This window comes from Shouchella hunanensis (assembly GCF_028735875.1).
Lineage (GTDB): Bacteria > Bacillota > Bacilli > Bacillales > Bacillaceae_D > Shouchella > Shouchella hunanensis.
In genome coordinates, this window is record NZ_CP117834.1 from 1300499 (window position 1) to 1320511 (window position 20013).

Here is a 20013-nt window from a genome sequence, read left to right on the forward strand (position 1 = left end):
GAAAAAGCTCACGTTACGCATGAGCTTTTTCATCGTTTTTCTTCTTATTTGGTCGAATCCATTTCGCCACCAATCCATGTGTAGGCGAGAAAAGGAAACTAAGCAGAAATACAACACCAGTCATCATTGCCATTGACCCCGAAATCGAACTATCGATCCAATATGCTACATAATAGCCACTAATTGCTGAAAGGGCACCAAATAATGCACTTAGCACGATCATAACTGATAGTCGTTCCGTCCATAAATAAGCTGAAGCGGCTGGCGTTACTAACATCGCTACGACCATAATGGCTCCAACAGCGTCGAATGAGGCAACCGTAGTAATGGAGACTAGCCCCATAAACAAATAATGGAGAAATAACACTGGCAATCCAAGGCTTAAAGCGAGTCCTGCATCAAAGGCTAGTAGCTTCCATTCTTTATATAGAAGCAAAATAAATCCAAGTACAATGACAAAGACAACAACCAACATGAATGTAGCCACTGGTATTTCTAAACCAAAAAGATTGGTTGTATTAAAAGGAATAAACGCAATTTCACCCATTAAGGTATGCTGGACATCTAAATGAACATTTCCGACTGAAGTAGAGATTAAAATAACACCAATCGCGAAAAGTGAAGTGAAGACGACCCCGATGGAAGCATCATGCTGCACACCTTTTGAATGAAACCATTGGACGAGGAATGTTGTTAATAAGCCTGCAAGCGCAGCACCAATTAGCATATGAATGCCATCTAATCGTTGAGTGACGAGAAATGCAAGCACGATTCCTAATAAAACCGTATGGCTGATCGCATCAGCCATCATCGCCATCCGCCGCAAAATTAAATAAGCACCTACAATTCCACAGGTCATACCAACTAACGCACCCGTTATGAGAATCCAGCCTTCGTATGAAATCATTTATGGCCACCTTCTTTCAGTACACCAGGCGCTTCATTCTCACTAAGTGCTTGCCGTTGCTGAGCACGAAACTCCATTTTCTCTGCAATAAACCCTTTTTCTTTCCCAAAAAACAAAGAAAAAACGAAAAAGATAGACGCAGATAAAACGATAAACGGCCCAGTTGGCCAACCTGCACCTTGTGCACTTAAGAATGTGCCAATGGCGCCAGACAATCCGCCGAATATCCCTGACAAGAGCAACATAACTTTGAAAGATTGTGTCCAGTATCTTGCACTCACAGCAGGAATAATTAACAAGGCCGCCATTAAGATGACACCTACAGCTTGAATACCGATAACAATTGTCGTCACAAGGCCGATCATATAGGCAATATCCATCCCTTTAGAGGATAAGCCAATGCCTCTTGCAAATTCAGGGTCAAATAAAAACAGTTTCCATTCTTTATACGCAAGTGTAATGAGGATAATGATGGCAATCGCAAGTACCACCATTGTATACACATCTAACCGAACCATGCTTGCCGCTTGACCAAAGATAAACGTGTCTAACCCACTTTGGCTTCCACTACCAGATCGATTAACAAGAGTGAGCAGTACAATTCCCGCACCAAAAAAGACAGAAAGAATAATTCCCATTGCTGTATCTTCTTTAATCCTAGACGAAGAACGGATCACATGAATAAACCACGCACCTAATAGTGCACTAAGAGCAGCTCCTATAATAAGGATAAAGAAATTTTTCTCATTAATGACCATAAACGCAACCACAACACCAGGGAGAGCGGCGTGGGAGAGTGCGTCACTCATAAGGCTCTGTCGTTTCCAATATGCAAGGGTACCAAACATTCCAGCTGCTATTCCTAAGAACGTCGCACTTAGGAGCACCCACTGGAAGTTAATCGACGCTAGAATCGCCATCGACAAGTGCCTCCTCTTTTATGATGTGCACTGCTCCCCCGTACGCTTTCGTAATGTTACTGGCAGTAAAGATTTCTTCCGTTTTACCATGCGCAATAATGGTTTTGTTTAGAAATAGTACATGGTCGAAATAATCCTTAACCGTCTGCAAATCATGGTGCACAACAAGAACGGTTTTTCCATCTGCACGTAATTGCTTTAAAATCGTCATGATCGCTCTCTCTGTTGCAGCATCTACTCCGGCAAACGGCTCATCCATAAAATAAAGGTCTGCATCCTGCACTAGTGCACGTGCTAGAAAAACACGCTGTTGTTGCCCACCGGAAAGTTGGCTAATCTGTCTTTTCGCATAGCCTTCCATACCGACTTTTCTTAAAGCATCCATTGCTTTTTCTTTATGTTTCTTTTTCGGCCACTTAAGCCAGCCGATGCGGCGGTAAAGTCCCATTAAAACAACATCTAGCGCATTTGTTGGAAAATCCCAATCGACCGATCCTCTTTGTGGTACATAGCCTACGCGAGATTTTTGCCTTTTCAAGGTTGAATTAAAAAAATGTACCTGCCCATTTAAAGGGGGATGCAAGTTAAGCAATGTTTTGATTAACGTTGACTTACCTGCACCGTTTGGTCCAACAATACCTGTTAATGAACCCTTTTCTACAGTAAAGCTGACATTTTTTAAAACTGTATTTCTGCGATAGGCTGCACTGATGTTTTCGACATGCAGTACGCTCATGATCATTCATCTCCTTGTTCTGCCCAACACATCATAGAAGTTATTCGGAGGCTGTTAATGCTGAGTAGATCGTATCAACATTATGTCGATACATCCCAATGTACGTTCCTTCTTCTGTACCTGCTTCACCCATTGCGTCTGAATACAGCTCACCGCCTAGTTCAATGGAATGTCCGGCTTGATTTGCACCTTCAATGACTGCTTGAACCGTTGAGTCGTTCACACTACTTTCGACAAAGACAGCTGGAACTTCTTTTTCAACAATGGTATCAATCGTCGATTGGATATCTGAGATTCCTGCTTCAGACTCTGTACTTAAACCTTGTATTCCCATTACATCAATATTGTTCATTTCTCCAAAATATTGGAATGCATCATGTGCCGTTACTAAAATACGCTGTTCTTCTGGAATTTGTGCTAGCGTATCAATGGCATACGTGTGCAATTCTTCTAATTCAGCAAAATAGGCTTGTTTATTTTCTTCTAACTCATCTGCATGATCAGGAAGTAATTCTTTTAATTCTTCAACCGCAGCATCTAATGCTTGTTCCCATAATACTACATCAAACCAGATATGTGGATCATCCATACCTGCATCTTCTTCATCTTCTAATAAGTTGCCTGCGTCGATTCTTTCACCGATCGCATGAGCATTTGTATCTACACTGTTAAACACATCTGAAAGCTGTGCTTCTAAGTGTAATCCGTTGTAAAAGATGATATCTGCCTGTTGAAATAAGCGAATATCTCCTTGAGATGCTTCGTAAATATGGGGGTCCACGCCTGGCCCCATTAACGTCTCAACATTGGCAAAGTCGCCAGCGATAACAGATAGAGGCTCCCCAATTTGAGCAATGGTTGCTACAACGTCAATCGACCCATCGGTTGAATCTCCTCCACCTGTTTCATTCCCGCTGTCATTACAGGCAGTGAGTAAAACAGCTACAGATACAGCTGTCAATCCGAGAGTATGCTTTTTCATTCTTTGTTCCTCCTTCATCCACTCATTATCTTTATTTGTATGCTTAAAACAGAATTTATTTCCTGTCCACAATAAAGTTTCTCTAATGCAACTTTAATTCCCTTGTCCAATATTGTCAAGAATTTTTGTCTTCGTTCTTTTTTACGTACCTATTTACTCTCTTATCTTTCCGAATCGATCTGGCATTTATGTAAATAAAAACGCCGCGCTAAAGGATTAGCGTGGCGTTTTATTTATTCTACATACCAGTTTCGTTTGTCTTGTCTCTCGTTCCTTCTTTTCTCGGCAATATGACCCATCGGTGAATGGCTGCAGCAACGCCGTCATTTGCATTCGTCGCTGTAATCCAGTCTGCTTTACGCTTCACAAGATCTTGTGCATTCCCCATGGCAACACCTAATCCCGCTTCTTGAATCATTGCGATATCATTCAAGCTATCTCCAACAGCCATTACATGCTTCATCTCAATTTCTAGTTCATCACAAACCATCTTTATCGCATTTGCTTTATTAATTCCAATTGCATTAACTTCGATGTTTGTTGGACTAGAATTCGTAATTTCTGTAAGACCACGTTCTGTTAGCTCCGCAACAATGTCTTTACGCACTTGATCGTCAGTTGTATCAAAACCAAATTTTAGCCAATTGTAATTGTGACGATCCTCTGGCAAATCACCACGAAAAAGTCCGTTTGAAGAAGCTGCCCATACATGAGCGCCATAACGTTCCCTTAATTCATAAACATGGTCTACAGCATCTTCATGTAAGTGGGTTGCGTGTATTAACACACCATCTTTATTATAAATTTCTCCACCATTTGCAGTTACTAAAAAAGTCTGTAAACCTAACGACTGCGCGTAACTTCCGCATGTTGCGCGCGTTCGCCCTGTCGCAATCATAACAGGAACATTTAATTCCCTTGCTTCCATAATGGCTTCTCGATTCCCTGCAGATATCTCGTGATTTTCGTTTAATAATGTACCGTCCATATCAAGAGCAATTAACTTAATGACTGGTCTTTCTACCGTTGACATGATACCTGACCCCTTCCAGAATGCACTCTTTCCTTCCTTAGTGTACTACAAAATGAAATGAATTGTCGTGCCATGAACATCCGGCTTCCATTCCTATATTTGTCAAACCAAAGATAAAAAAATGGACGGGTCCCACCCCATCCACTTTTATTAGCTTAATTTACTGTATTCTTGCCAAAAAGCCAAAATCGTTTCAAGTCCCTTATCAAAATTTTCTAGATGAAAATGTTCATTAGGTGCGTGGAAGTTTTCGCTTGGCAAACCAAAGCCCATTAGCACAATCGGAACATGTAGCTGCGCATCAAATGTTTCCACAACTGGAATCGATCCTCCCATACGCGTATAAGCTACTTCTGTTTTATACACCTTTTCATACGCTCGTGCAGCGGCGGCAAAGGCTGGATCTGTAACCGGAGCCGCAAAAGGTTTTCCTGTGTCATGACGATGAGTTGTTACCGTCACTCCTTTTGGTGTATGCGTGTTAATGTGCTGCTCGATTTTGTTTAAAATATCATCAGGATCTTGCCCTGGGACGAGACGACAAGAAATCTTCGCCGTAGCTTCAGCCGGAATGACTGTTTTGACACCTTCTCCTTGGAATCCTCCAAATACACCATTCAGCTCAAGAGTTGGACGAATCCATGTTCGTTCACGAGATGAATAACCTTCTTCCCCTACAAGAGCGGATACACCGGTTTCCGACTTCATGCTGTCATCGCCGCTTCCAAGAGCCGCTAAGCTTTCTTTCTCTTCATCAGCTAGTGCTTCAATTCCATCATAAAAGCCCGAAATCGCAATTTCACCAGCTTCATTTCGAAAGCTAGCTAATAGCTCAACTAACGCGTGAAGCGAATTCGGGACAGCACCCCCATATAAACCGGAATGCAAGTCACCTTTTGCTCCCTTTACTGTTAGTTCCATTGCAGCAAGCCCTCTTAAACCAGTACAGATAGCAGGTCGTCCAGCTTCGAGCATCGGTGTATCTGAAATGACAAGTACATCCGCTGCCAATCGCTCTTTTTCTTTCTCGACAAACGCATCTAAATTAGGCGAACCAATTTCCTCTTCACCTTCAATAAGGAATTTAATATTAAACGGCAATGCACCTTCTGACTTAAGCATTGCTTCCACTGCTTTAATATGCATGAAGGTTTGACCTTTATCGTCACTCGCGCCTCTTGCGTAAAGCTTGTTCTCTCGGATTGTCGGTTCAAATGGGTCCGTTTCCCATAAATGAAGCGGATCTACAGGCTGCACGTCATAATGACCATAGACTAAAATCGTTTTTGCTTCGTCTCCAGCCTTTAACCACTCTCCATACACGACTGGATGTTTTGCAGTCGGGATGATTTCTACTTTTTCTAACCCAGCATGAAGCAACTGACGCTCTAGCCAGCTTGCCGCTTCTGCAACATCTTGCTTATGTTCAGAAAGGGAACTAATGCTTTTAATTGTCAAAAACTCATTTAATTCATCTAACATTGCCTCTCGGTGAGCTTGTACATAATCAACCGCTTTACTCGTCAACTTCATCACTCCAACTTATTCTTTTTTTGATTGTATCATAGTCTCCTATTCATCACGACTCATGGTACACTTAATAGAAAAAAAGGGAGGGATTTAATTGGTCATTAAGACATTGGACGCTCGTCATTTTGATGAGGCGTTCGCATTAAGCTGTTACGCCTTTCAAGCAACACCAACTGATGAACAGACGGAAGCGGCTAGAACAACGTGGTCACATCATAACGCTACGCATTTTGCTTTAATGGACGAGAACCAACTCACATCGAAACTAACGTTACTGTCTTTATCTATTCAGTTATATGGTAGGACTGTACCTATGGGTGGAATTGCTAGCGTTGCCTCTTATCCTGAAGCGAGACGCCAAGGCGGTGTTCGCAAACTGCTCCACCATAGTTTAGAGACTATGAAAGAAAACGGACAACTCCTTTCTTATTTGGCTCCCTTTTCGGTATCCTTTTATCGGAAATTCGGCTGGGAAATCGTATTTGATGAAGTGCATTATAATGTTGAAAAAAATCAACTTCCCCGTCCTCTAGCAACGCTTGAAGGAACATTAACCCGTGTCCCCTATCAAGATAACCGCATAAAAGACGTCTATAAAAAATGTTTATGGCACGGGATGCTAGAACGAGATGAAGTATGGTGGGAGAGAAAGCAAGAAGAAAACAAAGAGTATCACACAGTACTTTACGAAGATGCTGAAGGTACTCCAAAAGCGTATATGGTTTATCGCTTTTCTGAATCAAAATGGACAACCAAAGAAATGATTTATCATGATGGATCTGCATTAAAAGCATTGCTCCACTTTATTGGACAACATGATTCTATGCTGAACGAAGCAACCATAACGGTTTCTGGGTCTAGTGCGCTTCATTACTTCTTACCGGATCCGCTCACAAAAGCGACAACAAAACCCTATTTCATGGCGCGGATTGTTGATTTTCAAGCCTTTATTGAAACGCTTCCTTTCCTAGCAGATGGACAGTTTACGATCCGCATTCAAGATGACTTCGCAACGTGGAATGATACAACATTCGCGTTAACAATTGAATCTGGTCATGCCCGATGTATCCCAACAACGGAGCCCCCTTCTATGTATATGACGATTCAGACAGCCTCAAGCTTGTTAATGGGGTATAAACGCCCGACTTTTTATAAGCAGGCTGACCTTGTGACTGGAAGCGAAGAAGCAATTGATAGGTTCTTCAGGACACTACCTGATCAAGAGCCTGCGCTACATGACTTTTTCTAAAACAAAAACCCGTAAACCTTAAGGGTCACGGGTTTTTTGTTTCTGATTCATTTTACTCGCTTCTTCAAAACGCGAACAACATTTTCCTGTTGTTCTCCTTTTAAGGTAATGTCTCGAATGTATGTGTGAGGTTCTTCTCCATCCACTGGTTCAAGCTTTAACGTAATATGAGGCTCGTTCTTTTCTTTTGCTTCAACTTTAAACTCGTCAAATTCAGCTGCAATGGCTTCAAACGTCGTATTATTATCTTCGTCGCTTGCTTCTCCACCAACCCAAATCTCCTTCGGCTGGGTTAATTCTTCATCTTTGTACACAAGCACTAGTTTATTCATTGTCTACGTACCTCGTTTCAAAAGGATATAGGGTACCATTCCTTTTTCAACGACTCCTTAAACGTCATAACAATGTCAAACGTGACTAGTCGTTCCATTCAAACTTCGCAATCATTTCTTCTAATTCATCAGCAAGTTGCGCAAGATTTGTTGTTGAGCTTAAGATTTCTTCCATAGATGCGAGTTGTTCCTCGGTCGATGCCGATACATTTTGAATACTAGCAGATGTCGTTTCACTTGCAGTGGCAATCTGTTCATAAGAAAGCATAAATTGCTCGGTTTGATTGGCCATTGCTTTCACTTCATCTGTGACAAGATGTATTTTTTCGGTTACTTGATTCATGTGATTCTGAATGAAAGCGAAGGATTGGCCAGTTTCTTCAATAATATGAACGCCTTTTCTTACTTCTCCTTCTCCCGCATTCATTTCCTGCACAACGACTTTCGTTTCGTTCTGAACGGTATTGATTTGATCCTGCACGGTTTTTGCAGCATTATTCGATTGCTCTGCAAGCTTTCGTACTTCATCCGCAACGACAGCGAATCCTCGACCATTTTCTCCAGCTCTAGCCGCTTCAATAGAAGCATTTAGTGCCAGTAGATTCGTTTGTTCCGCTATATCGGAAATCATTTGACTGACCTGGTTAATCGTTGCTGCCTGTTTCTCTAGGTTCTCCACCGTTGTGGCGATAGAAGATACTTTATGTTGAATCGCATTCATTTGTTGAACACTGCTTTTAATCCCTTGTTGACCAGTTTGTACAGCAACAACAGCGTCATTTATTGCTTTTGTTACTTGTTGAGTCGACTGCTGCACATCCATAATTCCTCTAGAAACCGTCGTCGCAGCTGCTTTTCCTTGATCCATACTCGTCGTTTGCTCATCCACACTGCCCGATACTTCTTGAATGGCTAATGTAATTTGTTCAGTTGCCTGCATATTCTGCTCGGTACTTGCCTGTAATTGTTCAGACGACGCAGCTAAATAGGTTGATTTATCTTGAATTCCTCTAATGGTTTGAATGAGAGATTGTCGCATGTCTTCAAACGAATCAGCTAACTGTCCGACTTCATCTTTGAAGGTAGACTTTACGCTGTACGTTGAACTTAAGTTCCCTTGACTAATAACCGTTGCAACGTTTGATAGTCCGGAAATAGGGCGTACAATCGCACGAACGATAGCGAAAATAATAACGGATCCAATCAGTAATGTGACAATGATTACGATTAACATTGAGTAAAGAATTGGCTGTACCAGTTGACTCACTTCATTTGGTAACATCGCTCCGGCAAGCACCCAATTCGTTGGTAAAACGGTATCATATGTGATTTGCCGTGGATCTTCACCATCTACTTGAAACTCAAACTGTCCTGATTCTCCACCCTCTACAAACTGAGCACTGAGGGTTGCTGGGACGTACTCGCCAGAATTTAATACAGGATGATAGACAACTCTCGAAAGGTGGTCTACTAAAAACAAGTAGCCTGTACTTCCAATCGAAGCATCTGCTACATAGGATAGAATTGGGTTGAAATCGACTCGCATTGCTAAAACGTTTCCTCGATCGCTTGTCAAGGATGCAAAAAGAATATCTGTCTCGTCTTCATTTGAAAAAATTGGTTCACTTACCGCTACATCGGTTTGCCTCCCAAAAAGATCTCGTAACCAAGTGAATTCTAATACACCATACTGTTCAGAAAGTTCTTCTGTATTTGCTACTGATTCAATGGAGCCATCTGCTTGGTAAACGGTTCCCTCACCCTTGTTGTTGACAATGTATACTTCACGCAGACGATTATCTTCTCCAAATAAAACTTCTAATTGATTTGCTATGTCGTCAGATGAAGCATTTGCATCGATGGTATCGCCAGTAAAAGCAGCTAATTCGGTTTGCAAACCCATGTATTGTTGCAAGGATGCATGAACATTGGCTGTCATTTGCTCTGCTTGAGCATTCATTGTACTTTCAACATTTTCCCTTGTTGATAAATAAGAAAATACCCCAATGACTAAACTCGGTATGACAAGCATTAAACCAAAAGCCAGCATTAATTTCCATTTTAAGCTTACCTTTTTTTGTTTCATCTATTTTCACCTCAATCTTCTACTTTTTATTTCGGCTAGTTGATCGCTTTTCTAAAGACTCTAGATTGATATTTGAAGAATTGTGCGAAAAAAGTTATCATTTTACCTAAACAGAAAATGAAAGGGTGACTTTTTTATGCAGCTTACTGACTTTTTAAAAGTGGATACAGCAACAAACCCGCACTTTCACCCACATCACCTAACGAAGCTTGTCTATCTAAATAATGCTACTGGGCTTCCGCAAGCTTATGAGTACGATATTGAATCGCAACAAACGACTCGCCTAGTTGAAACATCAGAACGAATGATGCTCGCTACATATATTGAGAATGACCTCCTCATTGGAATGGATTATGGGGTAAATGAAAAGCAACAATTGTATTTATGGAAACATAAAGAGGACCTTGTTCCGCTAACAAACGACCCTTCGCATATTCATCATTTCGGAGGGGTATCCCCAAATAAAGAATGGATTGCCTGGAGTAGCAATCGCAGGCATGAACAATTTTTCGACGTGTATATTCAACATGTATCGACACTTGCCATTCAGTGTGTGTATGAAGATGATGCTCGTCATGACCCTGTCTGTTTTCATCCAGATGGCCACCATTTGTTAATAAAGAAAACGAATACGAATTTAGATAATGACTTAGGTCTATTACATTTAGAAACAAAAGAAATAGAATGGTTAACGCCACATGACAATGAAGCCTCTTTTACAGATGCGGCTTTTAGCCATGATGGCAAGTTTCTTTATCTTTTGACGAACGTCGGACGTGAATATAGTGGCATTGCTCGCTTACATCTTCAATCGAAAGAGTTGGAATGGCTCTATACAGGCAATTGGGATTACGAAGCCTTAACACTTAGTCATGACGGTACCTATATGGCTTATGCAGTAAATGAAGGAGGCGTATCACATGCTTATCTTACTCACCTCCCGTCACAAACAGAGAAAAAGCTTCCAATTAAAACAGGGGTTGTTACAAGTTTCACTTTTTCTAATGACGTAACTCAACTCGTTTTCTCTCTCGATGGCGCTGCAAACCCTGCTGCACTATGGTGCTACCACCTAGAGGAGCAGACTGTAACAAAGCTCGAAAACAGCACACGGAAACATACTGTCCAAGAGATACTACGAGAGCCTGAACAACTTTCATTCACCAGCTCTGATGGGGAGACCATTCCATCTTTTTACTACAAACCAGACGGGAATGGTCCTTACCCAACCGTCATTTTTGTACATGGCGGTCCTGAAAGCCAAATTCGTTCTGTCTACAATCCATTTTTACAGTACTTTGTTTCGAAGGGATTCGCCGTATGCACACCGAATGTGCGCGGCAGCACAGGCTATGGGAAACGCTACCATCACTTAGATGATAAGCGAAAACGTATGGATGCTGTAAGGGATTTACATGAGCTTGCAGAATGGTTAAAAACAGAAGGATTTGCTCACCCTGACAAGATCGCTGTAATGGGCAGAAGCTACGGAGGGTTTATGGTGCTTGCTGCTATTACCCGTTATCCAACACAGTGGGCGGCTGCCATTGATATTGTTGGCATTTCCAGCTTTAAATCGTTTCTCGAAAACACAAGTATTTGGCGACGAAAAGTACGGGAAGATGAGTACGGTTCCCTTGAAGAAGATCGTGACTTTTTCGATGCGATTGATCCCATTCATAAAGTAGATGACATTAAGGCTCCCCTTCTTGTGCTGCATGGACGGAACGATCCACGTGTACCCATTTCAGAAGCCGAGCAAATCGTTGAACAGCTAAAGCATCGTCATCATCCCGTCGATTCGCTTTACTTTGAAAATGAAGGGCACTTCTTCGTTCGCTACGAAAACAACGTCGCTGCATATGAGAAGTCGTTTGCATTTTTAACGGAGTGGCTTTGAAAAAGGAAAACACCTCCACCTTAATTAAGGCGGAGGTGTTTGGTTTATCCTTCCCGTTTCTCATGAATCAGCTGGTTTTTCATATCTGTCAAGTCGTCTGATAAAGAGACAGGATAGACTTCTGGTACTTCTAAACGTAAATATTCTTCCCAAAACGATTGCTTTTGATACGCATGGTAGTCTCGCACTTCTTTCAAAGAAGGCACATCGTAGACAAGTTCCCCATTCTCAAATATCGGTTTTAGCAATTCAACCGCTTTAAAATCCCGAATTCGTTTCGCTTTTAGTGGGTTGCGTGGGTGCTTCAAAAGTATTTCATTTTTTCCATCCAACGTTTCATGATCCAAGCAGACATAATCGCCCTTTGCCATCCCATCGTCGCCAAAAAGACGGTACACTTTTTTGCGTCCAGGATTTAAAATCTTTTCAATACTTTCCGAGATTTTAATCAGAGCGACCCAATCTTCTTTCTGATAGCTACCAGATTCAATCTCTGAATCGAGGGGGCGTCTTGCTACAATTTTATGAACGCCTCCTAATGCTGGGTTATCGTAGGCCGTAATAAATTTTGTGCCAACACCCCAGATATCTACTTTTGCCCCTTGTTGCTTTAGAGAAGCAATTGTATATTCATCAAGATCGTTCGTCGCAGCAATCTTCACATGCTCTAAACCTTCTTCATCAAGACGCTTACGTACTTTTTTCGATAAGTAGGCTAAGTCTCCGCTGTCTAATCGGACAGCCGTCATTTCATAGCCTTTTTCCTTAAGGCGATGCGCTGTTTCAATCGCATGAGGCAGTCCGCTTCCAAGTGTATCCGTTGTATCAAGAAGGGGAATGGTCTTTTGCGGGAAAACATCTGCATACGCAAGAAACGCTTCTAACTCAGATGGATGGAACATAATAAACACATGCGCTTGCGTACCTGTAATAGGCATAGAAAATTTCTTTCCTGCCTTCACGTTACTGGTAGCGTCAAACCCAGCAATATAAGCCATTTTTGCTCCATACACACTCGCATCTCTTCCTTGGGCACGTCTTTTTCCCATTTCAAGCAAACCATCTTCCCCTGCGATGGTTTTAATACGGGCTCCCTTTGTCAGGACTAGAGACTCCGCATTCACAATGTTTAACAACATCGCTTCAATCCAAATACATTCCCAAACAGGGGCTTCAATGCGAATAAGAGGCGTATTAGGAAAGACCAAGTTTCCCTCTTCAACCGCATGCAAATCCCCACTAAAGCGCAAAGAACGTAAGTCATCTAGAAACGCTTCGTCAAAGCCCTCTGATTGTTCTCTTAAATAACGGATATCACTTTCATTAAAGTATAAGTTCTGTATCGTATCAATCAAATGGCCAAGCCCACCAAACGCGACATAACCGCCTAATTCCGTGCTAAATTCACCAACACCGCGAACAAAAGGGGCTTTCCGATAGAAATCATCAAAAACAACTTGAGTTTGATGAAGTCCTTCTTTCCATAAGGCATACATCATCGTAATGGCATAATAATCCACATCAAGCCCATAATCCTCTGAAGGATTGTAGTATGGGGTCACATGATGAGCGTTTCCGCCACATCGAATGCACACTTCTTCACTGGAAGACTCGTTTGAAAAACTTGGTTGGTCACACTCTTTACATATATGTACATAGCGATAACGAGTAGGCTTTACAAAATCAAAGATTGTTTTCATATGTTCAGACATCTTTCTGCTCCTTTGTGATCTACGCTTTTCACGCATATAAGTCATCAAAAGTATACTCTTGTTTCCCCTTCATTTCAAATCCATCGTCCCTCTACGTGTTTATACACAAAAAACGCCCTGCATTCTGCTAGGGCGTTTCCTCATGACAATTAAGCAGAGAGAACGTCTTTTATTTGTTCGAGTGCATGATCAAGCTCTTCCTTCGTAATGATTAAAGGCGGTGCGAAGCGAATGACATTCTCATGTGTTTCTTTACACAATAACCCCCGTTCCTTTAATTGTTCACAATAAGGACGGGCTGATTCTGTTAATTCAATTCCAATAAATAAACCGCGTCCACGCACCTCTTTAATTGAAGGGTGTGTTAACGCCTTTAACTCATTAATAAAATAATCACCGAGTTCTTGAGCATTTTTTACTAACGCTTCTTCTTCTAAAATTTCTAATGCAGCAACAGAGACTGCACAAGCAAGTGGATTTCCGCCAAACGTTGAGCCGTGGGAGCCAGGCTCAAAGACACCTAACACATCTTTATTCGCCGCAACAGCTGAGATAGGTAAAATCCCTCCACCAAGAGCCTTACCGAGAATGTACATATCTGGTTCCACGTTTTCATGGTCGCATGCAAACCACTTGCCCGTTCGGCCAAGTCCCGCTTGTATCTCGTCTGCTATAAAGAGAATTGTATTGTCTGTACAGATGTCTCGTACTTGCTGCAAGTACCCATTAGGAGGTATGAGTATTCCAGCCTCTCCTTGAATAGGTTCAACAAGAAAGGCCACCGTATATTCGGAAATGGCTTCTTTTAGTGCCTCTGCGTCACCATACGGAATGACTTTTATGCCTGGTAGCAATGGTCCAAAACCTCGCTTATATTCTTCACTTGAAGAAAGGGAGACAGCAGCTAATGTTCGTCCGTGAAAATTATTTGAGCAGACAATGATTTCAGCTTTATTGGTTACAATTTTTTTGTTTTCATATCCCCACCGCCGCGCGGCTTTTAAAGCGGTTTCAACAGCTTCCGCACCTGTATTCATTGGTAAAATCATTTCTTTATTCGTAAGTGAAGCCACTTTTTCATAAAAAGGCGCCAGCTGATCATTGTGAAATGCCCGCGAGGTTAACGTGACTCGCTCCGCTTGGTCTTTTAATGTTTGGATTAATTTCGGATGGCAATGACCTTGATTTAAGGCGGAATAGGCACTTAACATATCAAGATAGCGATTACCCTCTGCATCCCATACCCATACACCCTTTGCTTTAGAAATGACGATTGGCAATGGATGATAGTTATTTGCACCGTATTGCTCTGTTTTCTTAATAATCTCTGTTGACTTAGACATAGTCATCCTCCTTCAGTACTGTGCTTCCACTTATGTCTCTTCGCTTTAAAGAAATGAATTCCTGCTACATTTGTCAGGAAAAAAGGTGTTAAGATGAGATGAGTAGGAGGTACAGCGTATGAATTCTGATATAAGACGCGTGCACCATGTCATTTTTTTGGCATCGGTTTTTTGTTTTTGGCTTGCTACGTATAGTTACGTACCGATCTTTAGCCTTTATTTAGAATCCATTCCATTCAGCTACGGGTCGATTGGGATCATTTTAGGAAGTTACGGTGTAACACAAGTGCTCCTTCGCTTTCCTTTAGGTGTTTTACTCGATAAACTTACCACGCTACGCAAGCATTTTTACGTTGGTGGGTTTGTTGTAGCCATTGTGAGTGGCTTTATCCTGTTGTTCTCAAGCTCTTTTTTTTGGATTTTAACTGGTCGCCTCCTCGCAGGTGTCACTGCTGCCATGTGGGTAATGGCAACCATCATGTACGCAGAGTACTTTCAGTCGAACCATACGAGTAAAGCGATGGGCTTGCTACAATTTTCAACAGTCATGCCCCAGTTTCTTAGCATGTTAACAGCGGGATTACTCGTTGAATGGATGGGCTTTGCTCTTCCATTTTGGTCTGGTATTGCGGCTGCATCCGTCGGTCTCTTACTCGCTTTGTCAATAAAGGTTGTACCTAGTCATATTGAAAAAAGACAACGGTTATCGATCGCTCTCATCATCCGTTCTACCGTTACAATGAGGTCATTACTACCGATTACGCTCGTCTCTCTTTTTGCACATGCCTTGCTCTTTATTTCCATATTTGGCTTTACCCCTGTATATGCCGGTTCTCATGGCATAGGTGAAGGTGCAATGGTTTGGATTATGACTGCCTTTTTCGTTCCTCATGCAGCTGCATCCATCTTTATCGCTCTTATAAATTTGCCGCCTAAATTAGAGCAACTACTAATGATTAGCAGTTTAATGGTTACAACCATTACATTCCTATTCCTACCGTTGGCTACTGGAATACTTTCCATTAGTCTCCTGCACGCCATTATTGGCTTAACCATTGGGATTCTCTTGCCCCTTTTATTATCACAAATTGCAAGCTTACCACCGGCTTCATTAAAGACATCTGTCATGGGATTTTATCAATCTGTTTACGCTATTGGCATCTTTATTGGTCCCTATCTAGCTGGTTTTGCTGCAGAACAGTTTGGTCTAAAGCACGTGTTTACTTTGGCAGCCATCATTAGCTTCATCGCATTAGCCATTGCGGTCCTTACTAGATTAAGAGAAGGAAAACGACAATCAGCAGAGGCTGCTTCTAAAAACAAAAAGCTGAATCAGCTTTAAGGCATGATTCAGCTTTTCCTTTATCCTGTTATTAACCACGGTGAAGCATAGAAATCTCTTCTAAAAAGCTCACCTGATTCTGGGAAGGAAGTAGGCATTTGCCCATAAGGAATATTGGTTGCTCGATAGCCGCCAAAGACCGTATGAGGATTAGGACGCTCTGCTAAATTTCGTAAAAACACTTCTCCATTGAATCGTACGATAGGAATAACACTTCTTTGATGAAATCCATTCCAATAGGCAGTGCCACGATCATGACGCGCAATCCAATATAAACCTTCTTCAAGTTCTTCATCAAGGGTTACATATCCCCAGCCACCGTTTGAAGAAATCTCAATATCCTCTGATTCAAAGAGTAAGTCTTTTGGTCTTCCCGTGCCATCGTCTGAATAAATCCCTACTTTTGCTGCTACTGTATTCCCTGCGCTCCCTAAGCTCATCCCTGCACGTACAACTTTTGTTTTTCTTGTAACAGGAAACGGAAACGCATCTAATGTATCTCCATAGACAAGGATACTAAATGCAGGTACATGACTATTCACGTTGTATCCTTCTGCTGTAAAAGGATTGTAATCTCGTCGAAAATGAGATAAATAGGTCCCTGCCGTTGGATAAAATGGCTCTACTCCCCCGCCAGCACTTGCCATAGCGTCAATTTTATCTTTTAAGTCCTCAAGGCTTTGTTTTGTTTGAAGGACATCATCCGATAGCTGAGCTGTATTGGCTACCGCTTCATAGTCTGCAGTAATGACTGAATCGGCATGTTGTTGTGCTGCAAATACTACCGCTCCATAGGGAGGATACAATTCGTACTCGCCTGCATCAATTAACGCCCCGTCACGATAAAGAACAGGCACAGGTTGGTCTAGCCAGTTTCGCTCTTCCCCTTCATAAATACGAAAGCGAAGGGTTGGGTCTGTTTGATCGCTAACTGGAATTAAAGGTGCATTGCTTCTTGCAGTCGACTTCATGTTCAGAACTTGTTGAATTTTATTAATATCCTGCTGCACTCCTGATAGATGCGCAGATAATATTGCTTCGCTTTTTAAATCCTTATAAGGCGTTTGTGCCATTTTTTTCACATCCTTTTTTGTTTTTTACGCTCGCGGTAAATACGTAAATACCGTTGGATCTTCTTGCCCTAACGTCCACATCGCCACACCTTTACACTCCGCCTCTTCGATTAGTTGCAGTGTCGTAATAAACCCTTCAATATCACTATTCCATGCAAGGGAATAGCCTTCGGCATCGCCAATATAAAAGTTTCTTAGCCAAACACCTGCATCCACCACACGAAGCTGAATCGTCTTAGCGCCTTCCCATGAGTCCACAACTGCAACAGTTAAATTCTCGTAGTCATTGCTTATGCCATAAGAAGTACCAGCGTCAGGGTTCAGCCCCGCATACGTCAAATACCCAAACTCATCGTACTCATAGGGACGGTCTTCCTCTAATGCAATTGGTTGAGGTTCTCCATCTACAATCGCTTGCACCTTCTCCATAGGTTCATAACGATTAAGCGTTGCAATATGAAGACGATGGCACCTCACTCTAGCTCCTTGTGCAAAGACGCCATGTGCGCCTTGCGCTCTGTTTCCTTGTACCCTGTGACTGATCACTTGTGTTGTGCCATTAAAGCAAAGAATCTGCCCTTCAAAAAAACGTACCCTGAGGGAATACCTTGTACCTAAATAGATAGTAGCTGGAACAGAAGCCAACACTTGTCTTTCCCCATTTTCCTCTGATAGTAGTAGAAACTGTTGTTGGGTTGCGTCTAGTAAAAACAAGTACCCATCGTTCGTTGATCCTACATTCGATGCCATGAACCGAATGCCGGCACTTCCTCGATCCCATATTGAAAGGTCTGCTTCAAGATGAGGGAAGAAGTGTAGCCGCTTATTTAACAGCAATTGATTTTGTCTTCCTCTGGCGTCTGTTTCGACGAAATTTTCTCGTGACGGTACCCATTCTCCAGAAGAGTAACCGACCGCTCTTCTACTAGATATACATTGCCTATTATCATAGTTTCCACCATGCACGACCTGGGTTCCCGCTTGTAAATAATAATTCGTTTCTGCTAGATTCACTCTCTCTTGATTTCCGCTTTCATCGTACACAACATGAGAGCCAAATAGGTCTTCCCAAAAAATCGCAGGACGAGGGGGTCTACGCAGCAATTCAGCTGTTAAGGCCATTTTCTTAGGCATTTTAGCATCCACTTGATTGACAATACCCTCTGTTACTGTTCCTCTTTTTTTAGGTGGCTGTAAATTCACATTGTACTCCACCATCCCACCGCTCATATTGTGAGAAAAGCCCGTACCTACAACCAAACCTAGTAGTTGTGCAGAATCTTCTGTTCCTGTAACAACGATTTCATTCTCCCCTTCTTTAAACGAGAATGTCCCACAATGGTAAAAATGTCGATCTGGGTTTACTAAGAACGGGTACCAACTTGGGATCCCTTCTCCTATCACATAAGGTGTACCGTTAACGAGCAAATGAATTTTCGGATTCAAATAAGGGAAATAAACAGGTGCAATTAATTCATAGGTTCCTGCTGCTGGCAGTGAAAAACGATAAACCGCTCTTCCAGCGTCAACATCTTTTACACAACGCTCCAAATCATGGTCTGCCAGATATTGAGCGCCTCCAACCGCCACTCCTTGAAACGTTTGTGGAAATTGTTCCGCACGCCAGGTCGTATTGGTTCTCGTTGCATTTCCTGTTAACTGGGTAGGTTGATGTAGAACGGCGTGTACGTGTTCAAAGGTTGCTCGCTGATGCTTACTATAGCTTGTAATATACTCTGTCCCTTGGTAGGTTGAACGATAAATAACAGGACGATTATTGTACGGTAGCAAGTGGGCATACGCCACGCGAAAGCGATCATAACAATGGGAGAATGTTTGCTGGTAGCCGGACTCTTCATCATGTAAACCTGTGTAGGGAACGTAAGATTGATCGACCCATGTAAATGCATCCGTCTCTGGATCTCGCCCAATATGGTGTTTAAAAATGCCGTTTTGCCACATAAGCATTTGCCAGTATCGAACCGCAGTACCAGATCGTTTGCTTTCAAGTGGCCAACGTCGTCCATAAGCCGCATTCCCTATCCAAACCGATTCGGACGGAAACACATCTTGAACGTGGGCTAAGACTTGTTTTAGCCACCAAACAGGTGTGGATGGACCTGGAGCAGAATTGTTATGTGCGAAATCATAGGACATAATTTGCCATTCATCACAGATCATTTGCCCTCTTTCGTCTCTTCCTTGAGCAAGCGTACGGTAATCAGTCCATTGATACCAATATGGCGCAAAATCACCGGTCATAGCATGCAAATTAACACGCACTTTTAATTGGAGAGGGATCGCAATTTCATTTTTCACTCGCGTTAAAAAATCTCGGTATTTCTCAGCTTCCCTAGCCTCTCTTGGCCGAGAACTCGATTTCTCAAAATCAATTTCAATTCCTTTTATCCTCCCGGGAAAACGCGTCATGTATTGAGAGACAATCGATCGGAATTGCCGAATAAAAGTCGATTGATTTTCCTCTTGATCGAGCATGGTTTCAACAGGACTTCCAAAACAGATAGCTTGTAAAAACCATTCCACGTTTGGATAGTGGTCCATTAAATAGAGAAGACTATTCCGTGCCCAATACTGAATGGCGCCATCTTGATTCAAAACAGGATATGATGTTCCTGCTTTATAGTGATAAACCGTACCATTTTCGCGCACACCAAAATCATGTAGACCAAATGAAGCGATTTTTTCATTGTGTTGCTGAAACGCCGTCCAAAAGTTCCGCTGATCACCTGGCCAATCTAAGTATGCATCGCGATTGATGATCGTCCATTCACCAGGCGCATCTTCTTTTGCAAACTCAAGAAATTGTGCGTTCGAGGGCTCGTTTAAACTCCACGACATAAACTGCAT

General features: G+C 42.1%; 15 protein-coding genes. 3 read left to right on the top strand and 12 right to left on the bottom strand.

What is annotated here, in order from left to right; translation table 11 throughout:
* Positions 1-13 precede the first annotated feature (13 nt).
* From PQ477_RS06725 to PQ477_RS06750, 6 genes are all read right to left on the bottom strand, one after another.
* Positions 14-904 (bottom strand): metal ABC transporter permease, encoded by an 891-nt coding sequence (locus PQ477_RS06725; RefSeq protein WP_035396506.1) that lies wholly within the window; start codon positions 902-904, stop codon positions 14-16.
* A complete protein-coding gene (locus PQ477_RS06730; RefSeq protein WP_144560283.1) occupies positions 904-1827 on the bottom strand; it encodes a metal ABC transporter permease in 924 nt (307 codons plus the stop codon). The genes PQ477_RS06725 and PQ477_RS06730 overlap by 1 nt, the downstream gene beginning before the upstream one ends.
* Positions 1805-2563, bottom strand: coding sequence for a metal ABC transporter ATP-binding protein (locus tag PQ477_RS06735; protein ID WP_274273225.1), 759 nt, complete (start codon positions 2561-2563; stop codon positions 1805-1807). The genes PQ477_RS06730 and PQ477_RS06735 overlap by 23 nt, the downstream gene beginning before the upstream one ends.
* A gap of 40 nt (positions 2564-2603) precedes the next feature.
* Positions 2604-3545: a metal ABC transporter solute-binding protein, Zn/Mn family gene (locus PQ477_RS06740; protein WP_060704400.1), complete on the bottom strand. Its 942-nt coding sequence runs from the start codon at positions 3543-3545 to the stop codon at positions 2604-2606.
* Positions 3546-3783: 238 nt separating this feature from the next.
* Positions 3784-4578: a Cof-type HAD-IIB family hydrolase gene (locus PQ477_RS06745; protein WP_144560286.1), complete on the bottom strand. Its 795-nt coding sequence runs from the start codon at positions 4576-4578 to the stop codon at positions 3784-3786.
* A 150-nt stretch (positions 4579-4728) separates the two neighbouring features.
* Positions 4729-6105, bottom strand: coding sequence for a dipeptidase (locus PQ477_RS06750; RefSeq protein ID WP_060704399.1), 1377 nt, complete (start codon positions 6103-6105; stop codon positions 4729-4731).
* Between the two features lie 97 nt (positions 6106-6202).
* Here PQ477_RS06750 and PQ477_RS06755 point away from each other — a divergent pair, with 97 nt between their 5' ends.
* Complete coding sequence (locus PQ477_RS06755) at positions 6203-7357, top strand: GNAT family N-acetyltransferase (protein ID WP_274273226.1); 1155 nt, start codon at positions 6203-6205, stop codon at positions 7355-7357.
* A 47-nt stretch (positions 7358-7404) separates the two neighbouring features.
* On the opposite strand, the gene PQ477_RS06760 is transcribed toward PQ477_RS06755, so the two are convergent.
* Both PQ477_RS06760 and PQ477_RS06765 read right to left on the bottom strand, forming a co-directional pair.
* Positions 7405-7689: a hypothetical protein gene (locus PQ477_RS06760; RefSeq protein ID WP_144560288.1), complete on the bottom strand. Its 285-nt coding sequence runs from the start codon at positions 7687-7689 to the stop codon at positions 7405-7407.
* An 85-nt stretch (positions 7690-7774) separates the two neighbouring features.
* Entirely contained in the window at positions 7775-9775 is a 2001-nt protein-coding gene (locus PQ477_RS06765) for a methyl-accepting chemotaxis protein (RefSeq protein WP_274273227.1), read from the bottom strand.
* Positions 9776-9911: 136 nt separating this feature from the next.
* Here PQ477_RS06765 and PQ477_RS06770 point away from each other — a divergent pair, with 136 nt between their 5' ends.
* Positions 9912-11675, top strand: a complete 1764-nt coding sequence (locus tag PQ477_RS06770; RefSeq protein WP_274273228.1) for a S9 family peptidase — start codon at positions 9912-9914, stop codon at positions 11673-11675.
* A gap of 44 nt (positions 11676-11719) precedes the next feature.
* Here PQ477_RS06770 and PQ477_RS06775 read toward each other — a convergent pair whose 3' ends face one another.
* Positions 11720-13387: a nicotinate phosphoribosyltransferase gene (locus PQ477_RS06775; protein ID WP_274273229.1), complete on the bottom strand. Its 1668-nt coding sequence runs from the start codon at positions 13385-13387 to the stop codon at positions 11720-11722.
* A gap of 149 nt (positions 13388-13536) precedes the next feature.
* Complete coding sequence (locus PQ477_RS06780; protein ID WP_274273230.1) at positions 13537-14730, bottom strand: ornithine--oxo-acid transaminase; 1194 nt, start codon at positions 14728-14730, stop codon at positions 13537-13539.
* A gap of 118 nt (positions 14731-14848) precedes the next feature.
* Between PQ477_RS06780 and PQ477_RS06785 the strand changes: the two genes are divergently transcribed.
* Complete coding sequence (locus tag PQ477_RS06785; RefSeq protein WP_035396455.1) at positions 14849-16072, top strand: MFS transporter; 1224 nt, start codon at positions 14849-14851, stop codon at positions 16070-16072.
* Positions 16073-16092: 20 nt separating this feature from the next.
* Here the strand turns inward: PQ477_RS06785 and PQ477_RS06790 are convergent, their stop codons facing one another.
* Complete coding sequence (locus PQ477_RS06790) at positions 16093-17145, bottom strand: hypothetical protein (RefSeq protein WP_274273231.1); 1053 nt, start codon at positions 17143-17145, stop codon at positions 16093-16095.
* 24 nt (positions 17146-17169) lie between these two features.
* Positions 17170-20013, bottom strand: a complete 2844-nt coding sequence (locus PQ477_RS06795) for a glycosyl hydrolase family 18 protein (RefSeq protein WP_274273551.1) — start codon at positions 20011-20013, stop codon at positions 17170-17172.